The sequence below is a fragment of the Stenotrophomonas sp. YJH_SMC_19 genome (genome assembly GCF_059367915.1).
Map to the genome: position 1 here is coordinate 1 of NZ_JCAFRI010000031.1, position 19,141 is coordinate 19,141.

The 19,141-nt window shown below is 66.2% G+C and carries 19 protein-coding genes, 1 tRNA gene and 1 pseudogene; 8 read left to right on the top strand and 13 right to left on the bottom strand.

Annotation, left to right across the window (positions count from 1 at the left end):
* Positions 1-273 precede the first annotated feature (273 nt).
* The 3 genes from AC5P5R_RS20720 to AC5P5R_RS20730 form a co-directional block, all read right to left on the bottom strand.
* Complete coding sequence (locus tag AC5P5R_RS20720) at positions 274-1,005, bottom strand: hypothetical protein (RefSeq protein ID WP_111118657.1); 732 nt, start codon at positions 1,003-1,005, stop codon at positions 274-276.
* The gene (locus AC5P5R_RS20725) at positions 1,005-2,528 is read right to left on the bottom strand and encodes a DUF6538 domain-containing protein (protein ID WP_164281727.1); all 1,524 of its coding nucleotides are present in this window, start codon (positions 2,526-2,528) and stop codon (positions 1,005-1,007) included. The genes AC5P5R_RS20720 and AC5P5R_RS20725 overlap by 1 nt, the downstream gene beginning before the upstream one ends.
* Positions 2,529-2,611: 83 nt before the next feature.
* Positions 2,612-2,701: transfer RNA gene (locus AC5P5R_RS20730), tRNA-Ser, on the bottom strand.
* 124 nt (positions 2,702-2,825) lie between these two features.
* Here AC5P5R_RS20730 and AC5P5R_RS20735 point away from each other — a divergent pair.
* Positions 2,826-3,896, top strand: coding sequence for a DUF4241 domain-containing protein (locus AC5P5R_RS20735; protein ID WP_099484032.1), 1,071 nt, complete (start codon positions 2,826-2,828; stop codon positions 3,894-3,896).
* Between the two features lie 81 nt (positions 3,897-3,977).
* Here the strand turns inward: AC5P5R_RS20735 and AC5P5R_RS20740 are convergent, their stop codons facing one another.
* Positions 3,978-4,970 carry a LysR family transcriptional regulator gene (locus AC5P5R_RS20740; RefSeq protein ID WP_005410175.1) on the bottom strand — a complete coding sequence of 331 codons (993 nt, stop codon included), beginning with the start codon at positions 4,968-4,970 and terminating at the stop codon, positions 3,978-3,980.
* 127 nt (positions 4,971-5,097) lie between these two features.
* Here AC5P5R_RS20740 and AC5P5R_RS20745 point away from each other — a divergent pair, with 127 nt between their 5' ends.
* A complete protein-coding gene (locus AC5P5R_RS20745; protein ID WP_049452196.1) occupies positions 5,098-5,685 on the top strand; it encodes an FMN-dependent NADH-azoreductase in 588 nt (195 codons plus the stop codon).
* Between the two features lie 186 nt (positions 5,686-5,871).
* Complete coding sequence (locus tag AC5P5R_RS20750) at positions 5,872-6,222, top strand: ligand-binding protein SH3 (protein ID WP_100438710.1); 351 nt, start codon at positions 5,872-5,874, stop codon at positions 6,220-6,222.
* Positions 6,223-6,313: 91 nt separating this feature from the next.
* On the opposite strand, the gene serS is transcribed toward AC5P5R_RS20750, so the two are convergent.
* Positions 6,314-7,594: a serine--tRNA ligase gene (gene serS / locus AC5P5R_RS20755; RefSeq protein WP_005410178.1), complete on the bottom strand. Its 1,281-nt coding sequence runs from the start codon at positions 7,592-7,594 to the stop codon at positions 6,314-6,316.
* Positions 7,595-7,707: 113 nt separating this feature from the next.
* Between serS and AC5P5R_RS20760 the strand changes: the two genes are divergently transcribed.
* On the top strand, positions 7,708-8,346 hold the full coding sequence (locus AC5P5R_RS20760) for an energy transducer TonB (protein WP_033835298.1): 639 nt from the start codon (positions 7,708-7,710) through the stop codon (positions 8,344-8,346).
* Positions 8,347-8,465: 119 nt separating this feature from the next.
* Positions 8,466-9,038, top strand: coding sequence for an energy transducer TonB (locus tag AC5P5R_RS20765; protein ID WP_033835299.1), 573 nt, complete (start codon positions 8,466-8,468; stop codon positions 9,036-9,038).
* Between the two features lie 174 nt (positions 9,039-9,212).
* Here the strand turns inward: AC5P5R_RS20765 and aroA are convergent, their stop codons facing one another.
* The 4 genes from aroA to AC5P5R_RS20785 all read right to left on the bottom strand — a co-directional run bounded on the left by aroA (position 9,213) and on the right by AC5P5R_RS20785 (position 13,940).
* A complete protein-coding gene (gene aroA, locus AC5P5R_RS20770; RefSeq protein ID WP_100438711.1) occupies positions 9,213-10,520 on the bottom strand; it encodes a 3-phosphoshikimate 1-carboxyvinyltransferase in 1,308 nt (435 codons plus the stop codon).
* Positions 10,521-10,596: 76 nt separating this feature from the next.
* On the bottom strand, positions 10,597-11,802 hold the full coding sequence (gene pheA / locus AC5P5R_RS20775; RefSeq protein ID WP_005410182.1) for a prephenate dehydratase: 1,206 nt from the start codon (positions 11,800-11,802) through the stop codon (positions 10,597-10,599).
* Positions 11,803-11,853: 51 nt separating this feature from the next.
* Positions 11,854-12,939, bottom strand: coding sequence for a 3-phosphoserine/phosphohydroxythreonine transaminase (gene serC, locus AC5P5R_RS20780; protein WP_100438712.1), 1,086 nt, complete (start codon positions 12,937-12,939; stop codon positions 11,854-11,856).
* Positions 12,940-13,133: 194 nt separating this feature from the next.
* Entirely contained in the window at positions 13,134-13,940 is an 807-nt protein-coding gene (locus AC5P5R_RS20785) for an FHA domain-containing protein (protein ID WP_005410184.1), read from the bottom strand.
* Positions 13,941-14,065: 125 nt separating this feature from the next.
* Here AC5P5R_RS20785 and AC5P5R_RS20790 point away from each other — a divergent pair, with 125 nt between their 5' ends.
* From AC5P5R_RS20790 to AC5P5R_RS20800, 3 genes are all read left to right on the top strand, one after another.
* Positions 14,066-14,341: a polyhydroxyalkanoic acid system family protein gene (locus tag AC5P5R_RS20790; RefSeq protein WP_005410185.1), complete on the top strand. Its 276-nt coding sequence runs from the start codon at positions 14,066-14,068 to the stop codon at positions 14,339-14,341.
* 80 nt (positions 14,342-14,421) lie between these two features.
* Entirely contained in the window at positions 14,422-14,913 is a 492-nt protein-coding gene (locus AC5P5R_RS20795) for a phasin family protein (protein ID WP_164281725.1), read from the top strand.
* 237 nt (positions 14,914-15,150) lie between these two features.
* On the top strand, positions 15,151-16,161 hold the full coding sequence (locus tag AC5P5R_RS20800; protein WP_099479853.1) for a restriction endonuclease: 1,011 nt from the start codon (positions 15,151-15,153) through the stop codon (positions 16,159-16,161).
* 146 nt (positions 16,162-16,307) lie between these two features.
* On the opposite strand, the gene AC5P5R_RS20805 is transcribed toward AC5P5R_RS20800, so the two are convergent.
* The 4 genes and pseudogenes from AC5P5R_RS20805 to AC5P5R_RS20820 all read right to left on the bottom strand — a co-directional run bounded on the left by AC5P5R_RS20805 (position 16,308) and on the right by AC5P5R_RS20820 (position 19,114).
* On the bottom strand, positions 16,308-16,700 hold the full coding sequence (locus AC5P5R_RS20805) for a type II toxin-antitoxin system HicB family antitoxin (RefSeq protein WP_005410188.1): 393 nt from the start codon (positions 16,698-16,700) through the stop codon (positions 16,308-16,310).
* A gap of 123 nt (positions 16,701-16,823) precedes the next feature.
* Positions 16,824-16,892, bottom strand: a pseudogene (locus AC5P5R_RS20810) (type II toxin-antitoxin system HicA family toxin); the annotation flags it as partial.
* Positions 16,893-16,986: 94 nt separating this feature from the next.
* Positions 16,987-17,715, bottom strand: a complete 729-nt coding sequence (hutC, locus tag AC5P5R_RS20815) for a histidine utilization transcriptional repressor HutC (RefSeq protein ID WP_062607337.1) — start codon at positions 17,713-17,715, stop codon at positions 16,987-16,989.
* Positions 17,716-17,743: 28 nt separating this feature from the next.
* Positions 17,744-19,114: a formimidoylglutamate deiminase gene (locus AC5P5R_RS20820; RefSeq protein ID WP_100438724.1), complete on the bottom strand. Its 1,371-nt coding sequence runs from the start codon at positions 19,112-19,114 to the stop codon at positions 17,744-17,746.
* Positions 19,115-19,141 lie beyond the last annotated feature (27 nt).

A 19,141-nucleotide genomic window follows, 5' to 3' on the forward strand; every position in this document is an offset into this window, starting at 1 on the left:
AGGCCCGAGCGACTCGGCCAACTCCACGGCTTGGTGCTTGAACTCATCGGTGTAGCTACGGCGGGTGATACGGGACATAAGGGACCTCCAAGTGCGATCAAAGTATCGCTTCTTGGCGTCCGCTGACGGGGGGCCAGATCACGTCCCCCCATAAATATCAAGGCCCATCTTGCTGCTCCATCGCTCCGACCACCGGGGCGTTGGAGTAATCATCCAAAGTGAGGGCTGCCATAGATACGGATATTGGAGGCCTCCAATTCCATTCAGTTGCCGTTAGAGGCGCCTAGCGCCCTGATGGGGCGTCTTTTGAGGCGCTGACTGCAGGTGCTCGTCCAATACTTGCCTACTAACCTGAGCGCGGGTGGTTTCCAACCGTTGCGCCAAATCGCGGAAGTAAGCCGCCTGTGCTTTTGCCATCTTGAAGAACGTGTCAGCCCAGGCGCGTTTGATGTCAGGCCTCAGCCAAGGCATGGCAAAGGCATCTGCAAACGTCCTGAAGATGACTTTACAGTTGTTCGCACGTCCAAGCTCCTGTATCTGTTGAAGGAGCGCATCGGAGATGTCTTTGCCGGACAGAGGCTCCACAATCACTCGCTGCGCTCCGGACGACTTGACCAGCAAGAAGGGCAACTTAGCTGTGAGCAAGGTATCGGGACTGGTTCCGCGTTCCGTCAGCGGCTTCCAGTAGCCCTCCCCCCTTAGCCAGTCGGCCCAGTCCATTAACCTGGATAGGGTAGTGGCCCTCTTGCGAGTCCCTTTGACCTCGAACAGATGACCCTTGGGAGGGTGCTGTTGGAGCAGTGTCTCCAACTGGCCAGTGCTGATGGCGAGAACACCGGCGGCTTCGTTGAAGGTCAGTTCAAGATCCAAGATGGGACGCCTCAGCCCGTGGCGACGCTGTTCTTTGACAGCCCTCTCCATACCTCCCACCGTCTGCGTCCCCGTGAGCTTTCCAAGAAACCGCTCGACCGCACGGCGGTAGGCATCCGCAGCACTGAGGGCCATTAGTTCCGCTCCCTCCCCTTACCACCGACCTTCGTAGAGCGTGCGGAGGTATTGCTGCTGCGCCGCCCGATCTTGCGTGCCGGCAGGGTCCGCAGCGCCTCCAGGTCGATCCCGTAATCAAGCACCCCCAGAGCTGGGGTTCCCCCGGCACCATTGAGCTTCTCACTCACCGTAAAAGGCCTGCTGTAAGTCGCGTGGTGTTCGTCGTCCAATTCGTGGCCGACGATTTGGGCTCGCATCTCAGAAGCAACACCGCTGCCCTGCATCTCCTGAATCACGGTCTTTCGGAGACTATGGAAACCGCGCTTTGCTTTCGGCCACCCTCCGCTGTGCTTTTGAAGGTAGTAGCTGAACGCCTTCGATATCCAGTTCCCCGCACCATTCTTCGCCTTACTGTCAGCCTGCGGAAACAATCGCCAGTCCCCGCTCTCCCTTCGTTCGGCGACGTAGTCCAAGAAACCGAGCTTGATCAGGTCGGGATGCAACGGGACGACCCGATTGGAAACATCGGTCTTCAACCGCTGATCCTCCCCCTCATCGGTAAACCGTATGCACGGGATTCGCTCCTCCTCCTTGACGTCGAGGGTGAACAGCTGCCCCACCTCACCCGCCCGGGCACCCGTATACAAGCCCAACAAAGCCGCCCAGCGCGCTCCCGTTGAAAGCTGCCTGAAGCTATCGGGCGCGAAGAGTTGATGGACCTGGTCCGAGGTAAAGGCCTGGAAGCCAAATTTCCGGCGCTTGCGCTTCTCCGCCATCGAGACGCTGACGTGACCTGCGGCGACATTGTCTCCCTTGAGCACATAGCCTGAAGCCATTGCCCAAGTGAAGAATCCTCTCTTACCTGCGAGGTAGCTCTGGCGATTGTTGAGCGTAGAGCGCGTTAACCCGCGCTTGGCCAAATGGTCGTAGAAGCGGGCCATCTCAGGCCGCGTGATGGTATGCAGCTCGCGCTCGGCGCCCAAGAACTCGATCAGCTCTGTCACGGGAAGCAGTTTGATGCCGACCGTTTTGACCTCAATGTCCTCGGCAGCGACTTTGTCCTGCCAGATTCGCTTCGCATCGATGAGGCTGATCGTCTCAGCTGGCAGGGGCTGCGCCGCCGCTGATTCCAACGGGTTTGGCCCAGCCGCCGCCGGAACTGCACCCGCATCACGGAAGTGGAACTTGCCGATTTCTTCCAGCGCCTCCATTGCTCGAGCATGGTCGGCCGCATCCGTGGTCCGAAGACGGAAGCCCGGCAAGTCAATTTCATAACGCCTGGAGCCGTTCTCCGCGACGCTGCGGAGAACATCCTCAACCGTGAGTCCCTTCTTGGTCATGCACCCATCCCTGATGGCATCGAATGCTTGAGCATAACGCTGCGCGATGGCCAAGGCAGCCACTCTTGCGCTATGCAGGTGGATGCCCAAGGGATGCTTGACGAAAGGTTTGCCGACGATGCCGCGCATGTCCGTCGGAACGCGCATGCGAAACTGGTAACGACCTGTGGAAGAGCGAGTGAGATAGCTTGGTAATCGCATCGGAGTTGTGCCCCGATTTGTGCCCCAAGCCGCCCTTCAAGCCCCTAAAAAATGTCGTTTAAAAACAAACACTTGCTAAGGTTTGGCGGAGAGAGTGGGATTCGAACCCACGGAAGGTTTGACCCTTCGCCGGTTTTCAAGACCGGTGCCTTAAACCGCTCGGCCATCTCTCCAATCGGGTCCCGGTCGCCCGGGCAGCGCCGTATTCTCGCACGTGAAGGCCATTTGCCCAAGACCACCCTTGCTCCCGCCCTTCGCATCCGGCACGGTGGGGCCTCCACTGCAATCGGATCCCCCATGGCCCACCTCGATCTGGCCAACCTGCGCACCACCCTGCTGGACGACACCCAGCTGGCCGCAATGGCCCTGCATCGCACCTTCGCCGGGCACCTGCCGGTCAGCAGCGGGCATCTGGTGGTCTGCGATCCGCTGGTCCAGGCCGAGGCGCCCGCGCTGGCCGACTACACCGCCCCGCTGGGCCGGCATCCGGTCGAAATCATCGTGCACAGCGGCCGCCCGGCGTTGGCCGTGGTCTGGTTCAAACCCCGCGAAGCCCTCACTGCGTCTGCCCTGCACTGGCAGATGGCGCGCTGGACCACGCAGGATCTGACCGGTCTGGATGAAGACAGCTTCATCGGCTATCCGGTCGACGCTGGCATCGGCTGCTTCATGGATACAGACACCCAGCGGGCGCTGCTGGCCCTGATCGAACAGGCCGATGGCGACGAAGACAACGCGTGGTCGGATGCGCTGATCGACCATGACGGCCTGGATGAAGGCGCCGAGTACCGCCCCTGGGGCGAGGACTCACCGCACGGCCTGGTCGTATTCACCAGCGGCTGGGGCGACGGCGTCTATCCGAGCTACTGGGGGCTGGATACGTCCGGCATTCCGGTCGCTCTGGTCACCGATTTCCTGTGCATCCAAGGCGGTGATGGGCGCGACGATCGCGAGATCGCCGACCAGGCCTATCGCGACAGCCTTCCGCCCGAAGAGGCTGAAGCGCTGGCACGGCTTGTAGCGGCCGTGAACCACGATGACCCGGATGCGCTGCGAGAGCTGCTGAAGGATGCGCCACAGCGCGCCAACCAGATTGAGCCCGGATGCGGTGGCACCGCCCTGTTCGAGGCGATCCGTCTGGACCGCCCAGAGGCGTTGCGGGTACTGCTGCAGGGCGGCGCCTTGCCGGCCATGCCCGAGCGCCTGCACATGAGCAAGGTGACCAGCTATCTGGACTACGCGCGCTTCCTGAAGAAGCCGCGCAGCGCGGAACTGATGGCGGTGCTGGAAGCGCCGGTCATTGCCGAGCCCACACCGGCCGCACCCCCGCGGCGCAGCTTCTGGGACCGGCTGTTCGGCCGGAACTGACCGGGGCCGGAAAGCAGCAACGCCGGGCATGGCCCGGCGCTACCGTTTCACAGATCGGCGGTGCAGTTGCGGGTAGGTACCTCAGCCCGCGTCCACCGCCAGCGCACCCAGTGCACTGGCCTTGATCCGCTCCTTGGCCTTTTCACAGGCGCCACCGCAATCCAGGCGCGAGGCCTCCAGCTGCGGCGGCAGGTGCTCGGCCAGGAAGTCGATGAACACGCGCACTGCCGGCAACAGGCCGCGGCGCGAGGCGAACACGGCGTGGCACACGCCCTGCGGCAGCGACCAGTCCGGCAGCACCACTTCCAGTTCGCCGTTGCGCACCGCATCGGCGCACACGGTCTCCGGCAGCATGGTGATGCCAAAACCGTCCTTCACCATGCTCTGCAGCAACGGGAAGTCGAAACCGGCTACGCGCGGCTGCAGGTCAACCCGGCGAACCTCGCCTTCCGGGCCGTGCAGCTCCCAGCGCTGGCGGGCTTCGTCTTCGCTGATGCTGAGGGTGACATGCTGGGTCAGCTCTTCCGGATCCTTCGGCCGGCCGGCGCGGTCCAGGTACTTCGGGCTGGCCACCAGCAGTTCCTGCACCTGGCCAAAGCTGCGCATCACCAGGCTGCCATCGTCGTCCAGGCGCGAACGCACGCGCAGGGCCACGTCGTAGCCTTCGTTGATGATGTCCACGCGACGATTGCTGATGTTCAGCTGCAGGCGCACCTTCGGGTACTGCTCGAGGAACTTGGGCAGCAGCTTGGGCAGCTGCATCTGCGCCAGCGACACCGGCACGCTGGCGCGCACCACGCCGCGCGGCTCCGCGCTGAGCCGGTCCACAACTTCGCGCGCGGCCTGGGCCTCGGCCAGCATCGTCTGCGCATGGCGGTGCACGCTGGTGCCGACATCGGTGACCGCGAAACGGCGCGTGGAGCGCTGCAGCAGACGCACGCCCAGGTCGGTTTCCAGCTGGCTGATGCGGCGGCTCAGTCGCGACTTGGGGATACCCAAGGCGCGCTCGGCAGCGGCGAAGCCGCCGTGGTCGACCACCATCGCGAAGTAGTACAGATCATTCAGGTCATGCATGCCCGAGTTCCATATCTAGAACAATACGTGGCATTCAATCACCTTTATTCCGCCTTTGCAACAACCTATCGTTCTCTCCGTCGGCGGGGCCACCCCGCCCCTTCCCTCCAGAACATAGGTGACTGCCATGAAGCTTCTGCATCTCGACGCCAGCGTGCTTGGCGACAATTCCGTCTCGCGCCAGCTGTCGGCCGCCGTGGTCGCCCGCTTCACGGGCCAGATCGATGGCCTGCAGGTCGATTATCGCGATCTTGACGCCAATCCGGTACCGCATCTGCGCAGCAGCTCGCTGGCCAAGACCGATGCCGCCGAGGCGACCGATGCTGAACAGGTGATGCAGCAGTTCCTGGAGGCTGACATCGTGGTGATCGGCGCGCCGATGTACAACTTCAGCATTCCTTCCACGCTGAAGGCCTGGATCGACCGCGTGGCCGTGGCCGGCCGCACCTTCAAGTACACCGAGAACGGCCCGGTGGGCCTGGCCGGTGGCAAGCGGGTGATCATCGCCAGCAGCCGCGGCGGCATCTACACCGACTCGCCGGCCGACTTCCAGGAGCCGTTCCTGCGCCAGGTGTTCGCCTTCATGGGCATCAACGAGGTCGAGTTCGTGCGCGCCGAGGGCATCGCCTACTCGCCGCAGCACCGTGAAGACGCCATTGCCGGTGCACTGGCAGCTCTGCCGTCGCACGAAGTGGTCGAAGCCGTCGCTGCATAAGCGTTCCAGCGTTCGGCGCCGCTCTCTCCTCGTCGAGGCGCTGAACGCGGGCCGTGGATCCCCTCCCCCATCCCGGCCCACCCTGGCGGCCCCGCTTTGCGGGGCCGTTTTTTTGCGTCAGTAGATCCACGCCATGCGTGGATTCGGTGCCATGCGCGGCGCTCACCAGCACGTTAGGCTGGGGCCATGAACTACATCGTGACCACTGCGCACCGCAGCGAATTTCCGCACCCGATCACCCTGCGCCGCGGCCAGACGCTGGTAGTGGGCGAACGCTATGAAGGCCCGGAGGGCTGGGATGACTGGTTCCTGTGCGAGGCCGAGGAGCAGCACCCCGGTTTCGTGCCGGCGCCGGTGATCGGTCGCGACGCGCAGGGTGGCGCGTTTGCCACGGAGGACTACTGCGCGCGGGAACTGGATGTGGATCCCGGACAGCTGCTGCGTGGGCAGCGCACGCTCAATGGCTGGGCGTGGTGCGTGCCGGAGGCCGGCGACCCGGGATGGGTGCCGGTGGAGAAGGTGCGGGTTGTGGAGTGATCGTGGGGTTCATCCACGCATGGCGTGGATACGGTGCCATGCAAGGCAAGCATGGCACCCACCAGAGCCGCAGCACCGCCCGATCAGGGAATCAGGCGATGGTTTCCAGGCCGCCCATGTACGGGCGCAGGGCTTCCGGCACGGTGATGCTGCCGTCGGCGTTCTGGTAGTTCTCCATCACCGCGATCATCGCGCGGCCGACGGCCACGCCCGAGCCGTTCAGCGTGTGCGCCAGCTCCGGCTTGCCGGTGGCCGGGTTGCGCCAGCGCGCCTGCATGCGGCGGGCCTGGAAATCACCACAGTTCGAGCAAGAGGAGATCTCGCGGTAGGTCTCCTGCGACGGCAGCCAGACTTCCAGGTCGTAGGTCTTCACCGCCGAGAAGCCCATGTCGCCGGTGCACAGCAGCACCTTGCGGTACGGCAGGCCCAGCTTTTCCAGCACCACTTCGGCGCAGCGGGTCATGCGCTGGTGTTCGGCATCGCTGTCTTCCGGGCGGCTGATCGAGACCAGCTCGACCTTCTCGAACTGGTGCTGGCGGATCATGCCGCGCACGTCGCGACCACCGCTGCCGGCCTCGGCACGGAAGCACATCGAGTGGGCGGTCATGCGCAACGGCAGGCGTTCGGCGTCCACGATCTCGTCGCGCACGATGTTGGTCAGCGGCACTTCCGAGGTCGGGATCAGGTAGCGCGTGGAATCGCCCACGGCCGTCTTGAACAGGTCGTCCTCGAACTTCGGCAGCTGGCTGGTGCCACGCAGCGAGTCAGCGTTGACCAGCAGCGGCACGTTGGTTTCCTCATAGCCGTGCTCGCCGGTGTGCAGGTCGACCATGAACTGGGCCAGCGCACGGTGCAGGCGCGCGATCGGGCCGCGCAGCACGGTGAAGCGCGAGCCGGACAGCTTGGCCGCGGTCTCGCCGTCCAGCCAGCCGTTGCGGGCGCCCAGTTCGACGTGGTCGAGCACCTTGAAATCGAACTGGCGCGGGGTTCCCCAGCGCGACTGCTCGACGTTGTCGTTCTCGTCGGCACCGGCCGGCACGTCATCGGCCGGCAGGTTCGGGATGCCCATCGAAATCGCTTCGATCTTCTCGCGCAGCTCGTCCAGCGCCACTTCCGAGGCCTTCAGCTCGTCGGCGAAGGCTGCGACCTCGGCCATGATGGCCGAGACGTCCTCGCCCTTGGCCTTGGCCTGGCCGATGGCTTTGGAACGGCTGTTGCGCAGGCTCTGCAGCTCCTGGGTCCGCACCTGGATGCGCTTGCGATCAGCCTCCAGGGACTCCAGGGCAGACACGTCGAGCTCGAAGCCGCGGCTGGTGCGCAGGCGTTCGGCGAGGTCGGCGGGCTGGTGGCGGAGCAGGGCTGGATCAAGCATGGCAGGTGTCGTGGTGGGTATCAGGGATGGGATTATCGCTTGTTATACGGATTTCTGCCGCCCGGTTCATTCCCGCCGTGGCAGAATCGAGCCATTCCGTACTGGTCCGGTCCATGTCTGCACCCCGCTCGTCGTCCGCCAAGTCGTTCACTGTGCATATCCCGCGCAACGCCCTGAAGATCGCCGGCATCGCCTTCGGCGTGGGCGTACTGCTGTTCGTGCTGGTCTGGCTGACCGGCCGCGACAAGGAGTTCTTCCGCGCCGATCCGGCTGCCCAGACCCCGCAGGAAACCGCCCAGATCGAGCCCCTGCCGGAACCGCTGGCCGCTGCCGCCGGTTCCAGCGACATGCCCGATGCCAAGCCGGCACCGGTGGAGGAAGAAGCGCCGAAGCTGGTGGAAACGGCCCCGCCGCCGCCCGCGCCCATGGCTGAAGCGGCCCCGGCTGCACCGGGCCCTGCGCCGGCGGCCACCGGCAACAGCCAGCCGATGCCGATTGCCGGACAGTCGCCGCCACCGTCCTATCCCGCCGCCGCCCTGCGCGCCGGTGAAACCGGTACGGTGGTGGTACGCGTGGACGTGGACGCCACCGGCTATCCGAACAACGCCACGGTGATCCAGCGCAGCGGTTCACGCGAGCTCGACCGTGCCGCCACCGACGCTGTGCGCCGCTGGCGCTTCACTCCGGCGCAAAGCAACGGCCAGGCCGTACCCGGCAGCATTGAAGTGCCGTTCGACTTCAAGACGCAGTAACTGAACACTTCCCGGCAGGCAAACTGAACCCTGCCGGTGGCGTTGACGCAACGCTGACACTTCCCGTCCGTAGCTCGGGCAACACTGCCCACGTCGTCCATTGACGGAAGGAGTTTGCGATGACCGCCACCACCCACGAAGACCTTCATTCGCCGCAGCTGCCGCAGGATTCAAGCGCGCAGCACAAGCCCACGTCGCCCTGGATGTGGATCGCGCTGATCGTGGCGATGTTTGCCGGCGCCTTGCTCTGGCTGCGTCATTCGAACCAGGAAGACGTGGCACCGGCGCCGGTCGGTGAGCGCATGCTGCCCGCCCCTGAACAGGCAGTGGTGACAGATGCAGCGGCCCCTGCCGCGCGCCAGGCAGCCCCGGCGACTGCTTCGCGGAAGGCCGCGCCGGTAGTGCGCAATCGTGAGGCCCGCCCGCTGGCCAGCAACCGCATGCCCACCTACCCCGCCGCAGCTCTGCGTAGTGGCGTGCAGGGCAGCGTGATTGCCAGCCTGAGTGTCGATACCCGCGGCAACGTCGCCAATGCCGCGATCGTTTCGCGCAGCGGCGAGCGCAGTCGCGATCTGGACCGCGCGGTGCTGAGCACTGTGCAGAACTGGAAGTTCCAGCCGGCGATGCACGAAGGCCGTGCCGTCGCCAGCGTGGTGCGGGTCCCGGTGGATTTCCGTACCGAGCAGCGTTGATCGCGGACGAGGGGTTCGTGATGTTTAGACGGAGGCTTCGGCCTCCGTCCTTTTATGCGGGAAAGCGTGCCAACCAAGGTTGGCACCTACCGGGAGATGTGTGCGTGCCAACCAAGGTCGGCACCTACCGGGCATTGCGATCCGCCTGGCAGGGCCCGGCGGACGCGGTGACGATCAGGCCAGGTTGAATCCGGCGCTGCGGGCCAGGCCGTCGAAGTCCGGGAAGGACGTGGCGACGTTGGCGATATCGTTGATGCGCACCTCGCCGTCACTGATCTGGCCGGCAATGGCGAACGCCATGGCGATGCGGTGGTCGCCGTGGCTTTCGATGGTGCCGCTGCCCAGGCGCACGCCACCATGCAGGGTGGCACCGTCGTCGGTTTCGTCCACCTGCATGCCCAGCGCGCGCAGGCCGGTGGCCATCGCCGCAAGGCGATCGGATTCCTTCACCCGCAGCTCGGCGGCACCGCTCACCACGGTCTGGCCTTCGGCGGCGGCGGCGGCCACGAACAGCGCGGGGAACTCGTCGATCATGTCCGGCACCAGTGCTTCCGGAATGCGTGCACCCTTCAGCGGGGCATAGCGCACCACCAGGTCCGCCACCGGTTCACCGCCCTGCTCGGCCGGATTCTCTTCGGTGATGTCGGCACCCATCAGGCGCAGCGCGTGCAGCAGGCCGGTGCGGCGCGGGTTCAGGCCGACCTGTTTCAGGCGCAGCTCGGAGCCCGGAATGATGCTGGCAGCCACCAGATAGAACGCCGCTGACGAGAAGTCGGCCGGCACCACGATATCCGTGGCACGAAGGCGTTGGCCGCCGCGCAGGCGCGCCTTGCCCGGCGAGAATTCGATGTCCACGCCGAACGCGGACAGCATGCGTTCGGTGTAGTCGCGGGTCGGGTGCGGCTCGACAACGCTGGTTTCGCCCTGTGCGTACAGGCCTGCCAGCAACACCGCCGACTTGATCTGCGCGCTGGCCACCGGCGAGGCGAAGTCGATGCCGTGCAGCGTCTGGCCGCCATGCACGTGCAGCGGCGGCGTGCCGTCATCCTGGGTGTCGATCTTCGCGCCCATCTGCGACAGCGGGCCGGTGACGCGGCGCATCGGTCGGCCGGACAGCGACTCGTCGCCAATCAGCGTGCAGTCGAACGCCTGGCCCGCCAGCAGGCCAGCCAGCAGGCGCATGCCGGTACCGGCGTTGCCGCAGTCCAGCGGCGCATCCGGCGCCTTCAGGCCGTCGATGCCGACGCCGTGCACGATGCGCTGCGACGCGCTGGGGGTTTCGATGCGCACGCCCAGCTGGCTGAAGATGCGCGCGGTAGCGCGGGTATCTTCGCCTTCCAGGAAACCTTCGATATGCGAGGTGCCATCGGCCAGCGCGGCGAACATCACCGAGCGGTGCGAGACCGACTTGTCGCCGGGAATGGTCAGGCTGCCCTGCAGCGGCTGGCCCTTGCGGGCGATCCAGTGTTGCGCGTTGCTCATCGTTCGATCATTCCGTAAACGCCGGCAGCGCCGGCGATGCATCAGGGAGCGGCGGCCAGGGCCGCCGCAGCAGCACTCAGGGCACGGCCACCGGATAGGAGCCCAGCACCTTGATCTGCGCCGAGTGCGCTTCCAGTTCGGCCAGGGCAGCCTGCATCGGCGCGTCGTCGATGTGGCCGGCCAGGTCGATGAAGAAGCCGTATTCCCACTTGCCGTGGTGCGACGGGCGCGACTCGATGCGGTTCATGCTGATGCCGTGGCGGGCGAACGGGCTGAGCACGTCGAACAGCGCACCGGGCTTGTCATGGATGAACACCAGCACCGAGGTGCGGTCGTGGCCGGAGGTCGGGAAGATGTTACGGCCCACCACCAGGAAGCGGGTGGTGTTGTCGGCATCGTTCTGGATCGGCTTGGTGACCACCTTCTTCAGGCCATACACGTGGCCGGCACTCTCGCCGCCGATGGCCGCTGCGTCGTCGGCGTTGCGCGCACGGCGCGCACCTTCGGCGTTGCTGGATACCGGAATCTTCTCGGCCTTCGGCAGGTTGGCGCGCAGCCACGCCGAGGTCTGCATGAACGACTGCGGGTGTGCGTAGATGCGCTCGATGTCCTCGATGCGGCCGCTGCGCGACATCAGGTACTGCTGCACGCGCAGTTCCACTTCGCCACAGATCTTCAGGTTGGAGGTCAGGAACATGTCCAGGGTGATCTGGATGGTGCCCTGCCCCGAATTTTCCACCGGCACCACACCGAAATCGGCGTTGCCCGCTTCCACTTCCTGGAACACTTCCTCGATGCTGGCCATCGGCAGGCCCAGCGCGGAGCGGCCGAAATGCTTGAGCACCGCCTGCTGGCTGAAGGTGCCTTCCGGGCCGAGGTAGCCGATCTTCAGCGGCTCCTGCTGCGCCAGGCAGGCCGACATGATCTCGCGGTAGACGTGCACCAGCAGCTCATCGCTGAGCGGGCCTTCATTGCGATCGACCACCATGCGCAGCACCTGCGCTTCGCGCTCGGGGCGGTAGTAGTCGACGGCAGCGGCCAGCTTGCCCTTGGCCTTGCCGACCTGGTGGGCGAAACGTGCGCGCTCGGCGATCAGGCTCTGGATGTCGCGGTCGATCTGGTCGATCTTCGAACGCACATCGGCCAGCGCCAGCGGCGCCAGGGTGGGCGCCGGGTTCGACGCAGCCTTGGACGTGCTCTTGCCCTTGGCCTTGGTGGAGGCGCTGTCCTTGGCCGGTTCGGCCTTCTTCGGCGCCTTCTTGCTGGATTTGCTGCTTGCCATCGGAATTCCCTGTTGCGGGGCACGCACCCGACGGTGCGCGCCGTTCATTGCTCAACCGTGACGCTGCTGGAAATCGGCCATGAAGGCGACCAGCGCCTCGGCCCCGGCCAGCGGCATGGCGTTGTACAGCGAAGCCCGGATGCCGCCGACCACCTTGTGACCCTTCAGCGCCAGCAGGCCAGCGGCCTTGGCTTCGGCGACGAAGCGGGCGTCGAGTTCGGCATCGGGCAGGAAGAACGGAATGTTCATGCGCGAACGGGCCGCATGTGCGACTTCATTGCGGTAGAAGCCGCCGGAGCCGTCGATGACGCCGTACACCAGCGCGGCCTTGGCGGCGTTGCGCTTGGCGAACTCGGTCACGCCGCCCTCGGCCAGCATCCACTTGAACACCAGGCCGGCCAGATACCAGTTCCAGGTCGGCGGGGTGTTGAGCATCGAATCGCGGGCGACGTGCGAGCGGTAATCGAAGATGTCCGCGCGCGGCTGGCCACTGCGCTCGAGCAGGTCGCGGCGGATGATCATCACCGCGATGCCGACCGGGCCCAGGTTCTTCTGCGCGCCGGCGTAGATCACGCCATAACGGCACACATCCAGCGGTTCGCTGGCGATGGACGAGCTGAAGTCGGCGATCAGCGGGACGTTGCCGGTATCGGGCACATCACGGAATTCGACGCCGTGGATGGTCTCGTTGGCGGTGATGTGCACGTAGGCGGCATCGCGCGACAGCTGCCAGTCGGCACGCGCCGGCAGCTCGCGGTAGCCGTGGGCCTCGCTGCTGGCGGCGATGTTGACGTCGACGTAGACCCCGGCCTGCTTGACCGCGGTCCTGCCCCAGTGACCACTGACCACGTAGTCGGCACGCTGGCCGGGGCTGGCGAAGTTGAGCGGGATCAGCGCCTGCTGGGTGGTGGCGCCACCGGACAGGAACAGCACCGCATAGTCGTCGGGGATGTCGAGCAGGCGACGCAGGTCGGCCTCGGCTTCGGCAGCCACGGACATGAATTCCGCGCCGCGATGGCTCATTTCCACGATCGAAGCGCCGGACCCGTGCCAGTCCAGCATTTCCGCCTGCGCCTGGCGCAGGACCGATTCCGGCAAGGTCGCAGGGCCGGCACTGAAGTTGAACGCGCGCGTCATGTCACACCTGTGGGGCAAGACCCCTAGTATGCCGCAGTGCACCAGCCTTGCGGCCTTGTGGCGCAAGGGAAATTTGGTTTCATTGGAATCCATTGGCGACGCGACCGGGTAGTGCCGGCCGCTGGCCGGCAACCTCATGGATTCAGGGCGGCGGTTGCCGGCCAGCGGCCGGCACTACCGTCACCGCGCGACCGTCAGCGCGCGCCGAACCAGAGCAGCAGGCTGAGCACTGCCGCCAGCAACAAGGCGCTGGCCAGCAGCCACGGCCAGCGCCGGACCCTGCGCGGCGTCACCGGCAGCACCGGCGCCTGTTCCGCGTCCTCGCCGGACTCGTCCTCGGCCGGCAACGGCCGCCGACGTGGATCATGCGGCACTTCCAGCACAAAACGATGCTGGCCATCGAACACCACCTGGTCGCCGGCCTGCAGCCAGCAGTGGCGCACGGCTACGCCGTTGACCCGGGTGCCGTCGGCACTGCCGAGGTCGCGCAGCAGCACACGATCACCGTGCACTTCCACGCGGGCGTGCTGTTCGGCGAAGGCCGGATCGTCGATGGCGATGTCGGCGTCGCTGCCGCGGCCGATCAACCGTGCCCGCGACAGCGTATAGCTGCGGCCATGATGCAGGCCGCCGACACCGCGCAGCAGGCGCTGCTGCTCATCGGTGCCATCGTCGTTCTTCGGCGCGGGTGCCTGCAGCAGGCTCTCGACCTCGCCCTGCAGCACCATCTCCACGCCGTCCACATAGACCGCATCGCCTGCACGCAGCAGCGCCATGCGGCGCACCGGCCGACCATTCACGTGGATGCCACGGATACCGTTGCCGACCTGCAGCCACAGGCCGCGATCGTCCATGCAGAACTGCGCCAGCAGCAGGGCGCCGTGGCCGGCGTCGCCGAGCCGCACGCTGCCGTTGGCCTGGCGCACGATGCGTTGCACCCCGGGCCGCAGCGGCTGGTCGGGCTGTTGTTGTTGACTGAAGTGAACAAGCAGGTTCTGCACGCGGCGCAGCCTAGCAGGTTGGCCGCCAACGAAGAAGAACCTGCGATGAGTGCTTGGCGCGACGGCCCTCGATGCGCACAATGCTCGCCCTCATTGATCATCCCCGCCCTGCGCCAGGAGCCTGCATGTCCACCATCGATGTCCGCCACGCCCACGCCCTGCCCGACGCACAGGCACGCGCCGCGATCGAACAGGTCGCCGCCAAGCTGTCCGAGCGCTTCGGCCTGAAGTCGTCCTGGGCCGCCGACGTGCTGAACTTCTCTGGCAGCGGCGTGGACGGTGCGATCGAACTGCAGCCGGGCGCCGTGCGCGTGACCGCCAAGCTGGGCTTCCTGCTGTCGGCGATGAAGGGCATGGTCGAGGGCGAGATCCAGCGCGTGCTGAAGGAAAAGCTGGGCTGAACCCCGGCGACGGCCGTCACGGCCGTGCAACGCCAGTGCGCGCTACTCTCGGGGCAGGCCCAACTCCCACGGGAAGTGCGATGAACCAGTACGAAAACGATGACCGCCGCAACGACGACGCCTCGTTCGGTGACCAGGCCGAGCGCTTCTCGCGCAAGCTGAGTGACTCGGCGCAGCAGGTCTGGCTGGCCGGCCTGGGCGCCCTGGGCCGTGCACAGGCCGAAGGCAGCCGCTTCTTCGACGGCCTGGTGAAGGAAGGCGAAGCCTGGGAGGCCCGCCGCCGTGAACGCCACGGCGAACAGGGCCCGGGCTGGCGCGACAACGTGGAATCCTCACTGGATGAGGCCCGCGAGAAGGCCTCTGGCACCTGGAACAAGGTCGAAAAGGCCTTCGATGACCAGGTGCAGGGCGTGCTCAAGCGCCTGCATGTCCCCACTGCGGACGAGGTGACCGCGCTGGAAGCCCGTATCGACGCCCTGCACGCGCGGCTGGCCAAGCTGGAAAACCGTGCGGCCTCGGGCCCCGATGCTCCCGCCCCGGGCAGCCATCAGTCGCCAGGCAGCGTGCCCTGACCGGCCATTGTTGCAATGCAATAAAATTTGATTGACAATCGCGAGCAACCCGCCAATCGCTTCGGCTGCCGTTTGTTCCCTCCCCTCACGGCTTCAGGATTGGCGGGTTTTTCGTGCTCGCCGTATGCCGATCTGAGCGTTCCATCACGCTTCCTGTCAGGAACGTCCTGACCCAGCCGGATAGTGCGACCTTTACACTGTCGTCTTCCGCATTCGCCCCTTCCGCGCACCTCCTGCATGCTCCCTTGGATCCTGGCCCTGCTGTCGGCCCTGCTTACCTGTTCCCTGGCTGTTGTCTATCTGTGGTGGATCAAGCGGCGGCAGAAGGAGATGCAACTCGGCCTGCAAGCGCTGGCCGGCATGCACTGGCGCGAGTTCTCGGTACTGGTCAAGCGCATGCTGCGCGAACAGCGCGGCCTGCGTGAACTGAATGACCCGGCGGAGGAGTCCCGCGAGCCAAGCAGCGACTTCCTGCTCAGCGACGGCCCCAACCAGTGGCTGGTGTCCTGCAAGCATGGCCTTGCCTACCGTATCGGCACCGCCGCAGTGAACGAGCTGGGGGCTGCTGCGCGCCTGGCCGGCGCCAAGGGCGGCGTGCTGCTGACCGAAGGCCGGATGGAACGCGACGGGCGCAGCGCTGCCGAGAAGCAGGCGGTCGAGGTGCTGGACGGTCCACGCCTGTGGCCGCTGCTGCAGCCCTACCTGCCGGCGGAAATCGAAACCCGTGTGCGCGCCAGCGCCCGCCATGAAGCCTTGCGCCGGATCGCCATTGCCGCGCTCGGCGCGGTCACGCTGGGCCTGCTGGTGGGATTGAGCCTGCAAGGCTTGCATGTGCAGGACACCGCGCCTGTTGCCGAGGTGGCGGACACCCCCGCGCCGGTTGCGCCTGCGGTTGAAGCGGCGCCCGAACCGGCGCCGGCCTCCGCCACCACGCCGCCGGCCGCTGCGCCTGCACCGGCCGCGCCCTCAGCCGACGCGCGCAGCAACCCCAACCCGGATGCCGCCACGCTGGAGCGCTTCCAGGCCGATCTTTCCCGCGCCTTGGCCGGCAAGCCCGGTATCGCCAGCGGGGTCTGGCTGACCCGCCAGACGCTGGCGATCAACCGCACGGGCGAGCTGGACGCGGTCTGGCCGCAGGTCTGCGAGGAAGTGCTGCACTACCCCGCCCTGCGCAACGTGCGCATCCAGCTCAACGCCCGCCCCGGCGTGGATGAGCCGGTGCGCTGGCGGCAGTGCGCCACGTACTGATGGGGCCGCATCCACGCGTGGCGTGGATCTACTGAACCCCGATGCGCGACCCCTTGGTAGATCCACGCCACGCGTGGATGCCTTTGCAGAGTTGAGCCACACGCGAACAGCAGCCGAGCATCGGCTCGGCTCCACATGGCGCCAGCTCAGCCCAATGCCGCGAGATGGGCGATGTAACTGGAGCGCGATTCACCCGCCGCTCTGGCCTGCGCATCCAGCCTCGCCAGGATCCGGCGTGGCAGGCTGATATTGACCCGCTCGATGGTATCGTCCAGCAGAGCCGGATCAATGCAGATGTACGCAAGAATCCAACGGATGTCCTTGGATGCCTCGGCGGCGATCTTCTGTGGCGCGGAAGGTGTCGGAATCGAGCGCCCCTCATCCAGGGCCGCATCAATCCAGGCGAGTGCAGCTTCCTCGGCAGCGCTGAGCGCATCATCAAGCGTATCGGCCGCCGAGAAGCACCCCGGCAGATCTGGAACGACCACACCCCACGCGGTGCGCTCATCGCCTGCCTCGATCAGGACTGGATATCGCATGGGCCCTCCTACGTCAGTCCTGCGAGCTTCCGCAACGCCTGCACCAGCCCTTTCCCCAGATCCTTCCTTTGGGTGAGGAAGGGTGATGATGTGAGGGTGCTGCGGGTGCACGAATACATGATGGGATCCGCGGATCCGGCGACAGATCCAACCTGCCGCTTCCAGATCCCGGATGAGGTCCCTGCTCTTCATGCAGGGACGATACACATCGTACACACGCCCCGACAGAGCTCAAGGCGACAGTCGTTCCGGCCCAGTAGATCCACGCCATGCGTGGATGGAATCCCTATCGCGCGCCCGGCGCGAAACGCGCCACCAGGTCCCAGGCATCCCCCAGGAACACCTGGCGCACGCGGGTGATCGGCTGTTCGCCACGCCAGGTCAGGCGTTCGATCACCAGGCAGGCGGTACCGGGCTTCACGTCCAGCAGCTTGGCGGTGGCGGTATCTGCCCCCCAGGCACTGATGCGGTGCTGGGCACGGGTCCACGACACGTTCTGCAGCAGCCAGCTGCCCGGCGCGGTAGTGCTGAAGTCGACCTCCAGTACCTCAGGCACGCCCACCGGGCTGATCAGGCGATGCTCCAGCGCCAGCGGGCGACCATCGGCCAGGTGCAGGCAGCGCATCGCCAGCAGGTTTTCCTGCCCGGCCAGCTCGACTTCACCGGCATTGCCGGCATCGGCAAGGCGCAGGTCGCGCTGCAGCAGGCGATAGGCGTACTGGTGGCCGCGCGAGCCAACCTCCATCGCGATATCGGGAATCTCCAGCGCCACCTGCTCCAGGTGCGGGGGCTGCCGCGCCACGAACGAACCGGCACGGCGACGGCGTTCGATCATGCCGCTCTCGGCCAGCGCGGTCAGCACCTTGTTCACCGTCATCCGCGAGCAGCCGTACTGCTCCATCAGCTCGTGTTCGTACGGAATCCGAAAGCCCGGCGCCCATTCTCCGCTGAGGATGCGGCTTTCCAGATCGCTGCGGATACGCTGGTTGAGCGTGGCGGACTTGCTGGCCTTCACGTAATGGGGTCTCGGTAGCGGGAGGCGATCAGCCCAGCACGCCACGCAGGGCGGCAGTAAAGGCGGTGGTGATCGCCTCGCGCTGCAGGTGGCGGCCCTCGGCCACGCATTGGCGGCCATGGCGCCAGACCGATCGCAGCGCGCCATTACGTGCGGCGAACACCCAGCTGTCAAGCCATGCGTCATCCTGTCGCGCCTGCAGCGCCGGGTGCCCGGCATCCAGTTCGACCAGGTCGGCACTGCCGCCGATCTGCAGGCCAGCGGCCACGCCCAGCGCCTGTGCACCACCGTGCAGTGCGCCTTCGAACAGGAAGCGGCCGGTACTGCGGGTGGCATCCGGGGCCAGCACGTTGCGACCGCGCAGGGTCAGGCGCTGGCCGTATTCGAGCAGGCGCAGTTCTTCGGCCGCATCGATCAGCACATTGGAATCGGAGCCGACACCGAAGCGCCCGCCCTCGCGCGCGAACGCCTGCATCGGGAACAGGCCGTCGCCCAGATTGGCTTCGGTGATCGGGCACAGGCCGGCCACGGCCTGGCTGGCCACGATGGCGGCGCGCTCATCGTCGGTGATGTGGGTGGCGTGCACCAGGCACCAGCGCGCATCCACCGGTGCATGGTCGTACAGCCACTGCACCGGACGCTGGCCGCTCCAGGCCAGGCAGGCCTCGACTTCACGCACCTGCTCGGCGATATGGATGTGCACCGGGCCGTCGGTCAGCGGCAGCAACGCACTCAATTCCTCGCCGGTGACTGCACGCAGGCTGTGCGGCGCGATGCCGAGCACCGCATCCGGCAGCGCGGCCAGTGCCGGCTTGGCGGCGTCCAGCAGCTGCGCGAAACCGTCCACATCGTGGATCAGGCGACGCTGCGCCGGATTCGGCGGCGCGCCACCGAAATCGGCATGTGCATAGAACACCGGCAGCAGGGTCAGGCCGATACCGGTCTGGTCGGCCGCCGCCGCGATCCGCGCACTCATCTCAGCGCGGTTGGCATAGGCGCGACCCTCGGCGTCGTGGTGCAGGTAATGGAATTCGCCGACGCGGGTGAAGCCGCTTTCCAGCATTTCCATGTAGGCCTGGGCGGCGATGGCCTGCACTGCGTCCGGGCGCAGATGGGCCAGGAAGCGGTACATCAGCTCACGCCAGCTCCAGAAGCTGTCACCGTCACCGCCGCCGATCTCGGTCAGCCCGGCCATGCCGCGCTGGAAGGCGTGGCTGTGCAGGTTGGGCAGGCCCGGCACCAGGATGTCGACGCGGGTGTCGCCGTGCTGGGCGCCCTGCCCCATATGGATCGCCGTGATGCGGCCGTCCTGCACCTGCAGGCGGACATCGCGGGCCCAGCCATCGGCCAGCAGGGCGTGGGCGGCATGGAAACAGTGTGGGGAACGCGAATCGGACATGGCTGGACAACCCGAAATGGACGCCTA

What these genes read in the sequence shown, in the direction of transcription:
- AC5P5R_RS20765 (WP_033835299.1), top strand. Translation starts at nt 8,466, where the DNA reads ATGACCGCCACCACCCACGAAGACCTTCATTCGCCGCAGCTGCCGCAG.
- AC5P5R_RS20745 (WP_049452196.1), top strand. Translation starts at nt 5,098, where the DNA reads ATGAAGCTTCTGCATCTCGACGCCAGCGTGCTTGGCGACAATTCCGTC.
- AC5P5R_RS20725 (WP_164281727.1), bottom strand. Translation starts at nt 2,528, where the DNA reads ATGCGATTACCAAGCTATCTCACTCGCTCTTCCACAGGTCGTTACCAG.
- AC5P5R_RS20805 (WP_005410188.1), bottom strand. Translation starts at nt 16,700, where the DNA reads ATGCGATATCCAGTCCTGATCGAGGCAGGCGATGAGCGCACCGCGTGG.
- serC (WP_100438712.1), bottom strand. Translation starts at nt 12,939, where the DNA reads ATGACGCGCGCGTTCAACTTCAGTGCCGGCCCTGCGACCTTGCCGGAA.
- AC5P5R_RS20790 (WP_005410185.1), top strand. Translation starts at nt 14,066, where the DNA reads ATGTCCACCATCGATGTCCGCCACGCCCACGCCCTGCCCGACGCACAG.
- AC5P5R_RS20735 (WP_099484032.1), top strand. Translation starts at nt 2,826, where the DNA reads ATGGCCCACCTCGATCTGGCCAACCTGCGCACCACCCTGCTGGACGAC.
- AC5P5R_RS20760 (WP_033835298.1), top strand. Translation starts at nt 7,708, where the DNA reads ATGTCTGCACCCCGCTCGTCGTCCGCCAAGTCGTTCACTGTGCATATC.
- AC5P5R_RS20795 (WP_164281725.1), top strand. Translation starts at nt 14,422, where the DNA reads ATGAACCAGTACGAAAACGATGACCGCCGCAACGACGACGCCTCGTTC.
- AC5P5R_RS20820 (WP_100438724.1), bottom strand. Translation starts at nt 19,114, where the DNA reads ATGTCCGATTCGCGTTCCCCACACTGTTTCCATGCCGCCCACGCCCTG.
- aroA (WP_100438711.1), bottom strand. Translation starts at nt 10,520, where the DNA reads ATGAGCAACGCGCAACACTGGATCGCCCGCAAGGGCCAGCCGCTGCAG.
- AC5P5R_RS20720 (WP_111118657.1), bottom strand. Translation starts at nt 1,005, where the DNA reads ATGGCCCTCAGTGCTGCGGATGCCTACCGCCGTGCGGTCGAGCGGTTT.
- AC5P5R_RS20750 (WP_100438710.1), top strand. Translation starts at nt 5,872, where the DNA reads ATGAACTACATCGTGACCACTGCGCACCGCAGCGAATTTCCGCACCCG.
- AC5P5R_RS20800 (WP_099479853.1), top strand. Translation starts at nt 15,151, where the DNA reads ATGCTCCCTTGGATCCTGGCCCTGCTGTCGGCCCTGCTTACCTGTTCC.
- AC5P5R_RS20740 (WP_005410175.1), bottom strand. Translation starts at nt 4,970, where the DNA reads ATGCATGACCTGAATGATCTGTACTACTTCGCGATGGTGGTCGACCAC.
- pheA (WP_005410182.1), bottom strand. Translation starts at nt 11,802, where the DNA reads ATGGCAAGCAGCAAATCCAGCAAGAAGGCGCCGAAGAAGGCCGAACCG.
- serS (WP_005410178.1), bottom strand. Translation starts at nt 7,594, where the DNA reads ATGCTTGATCCAGCCCTGCTCCGCCACCAGCCCGCCGACCTCGCCGAA.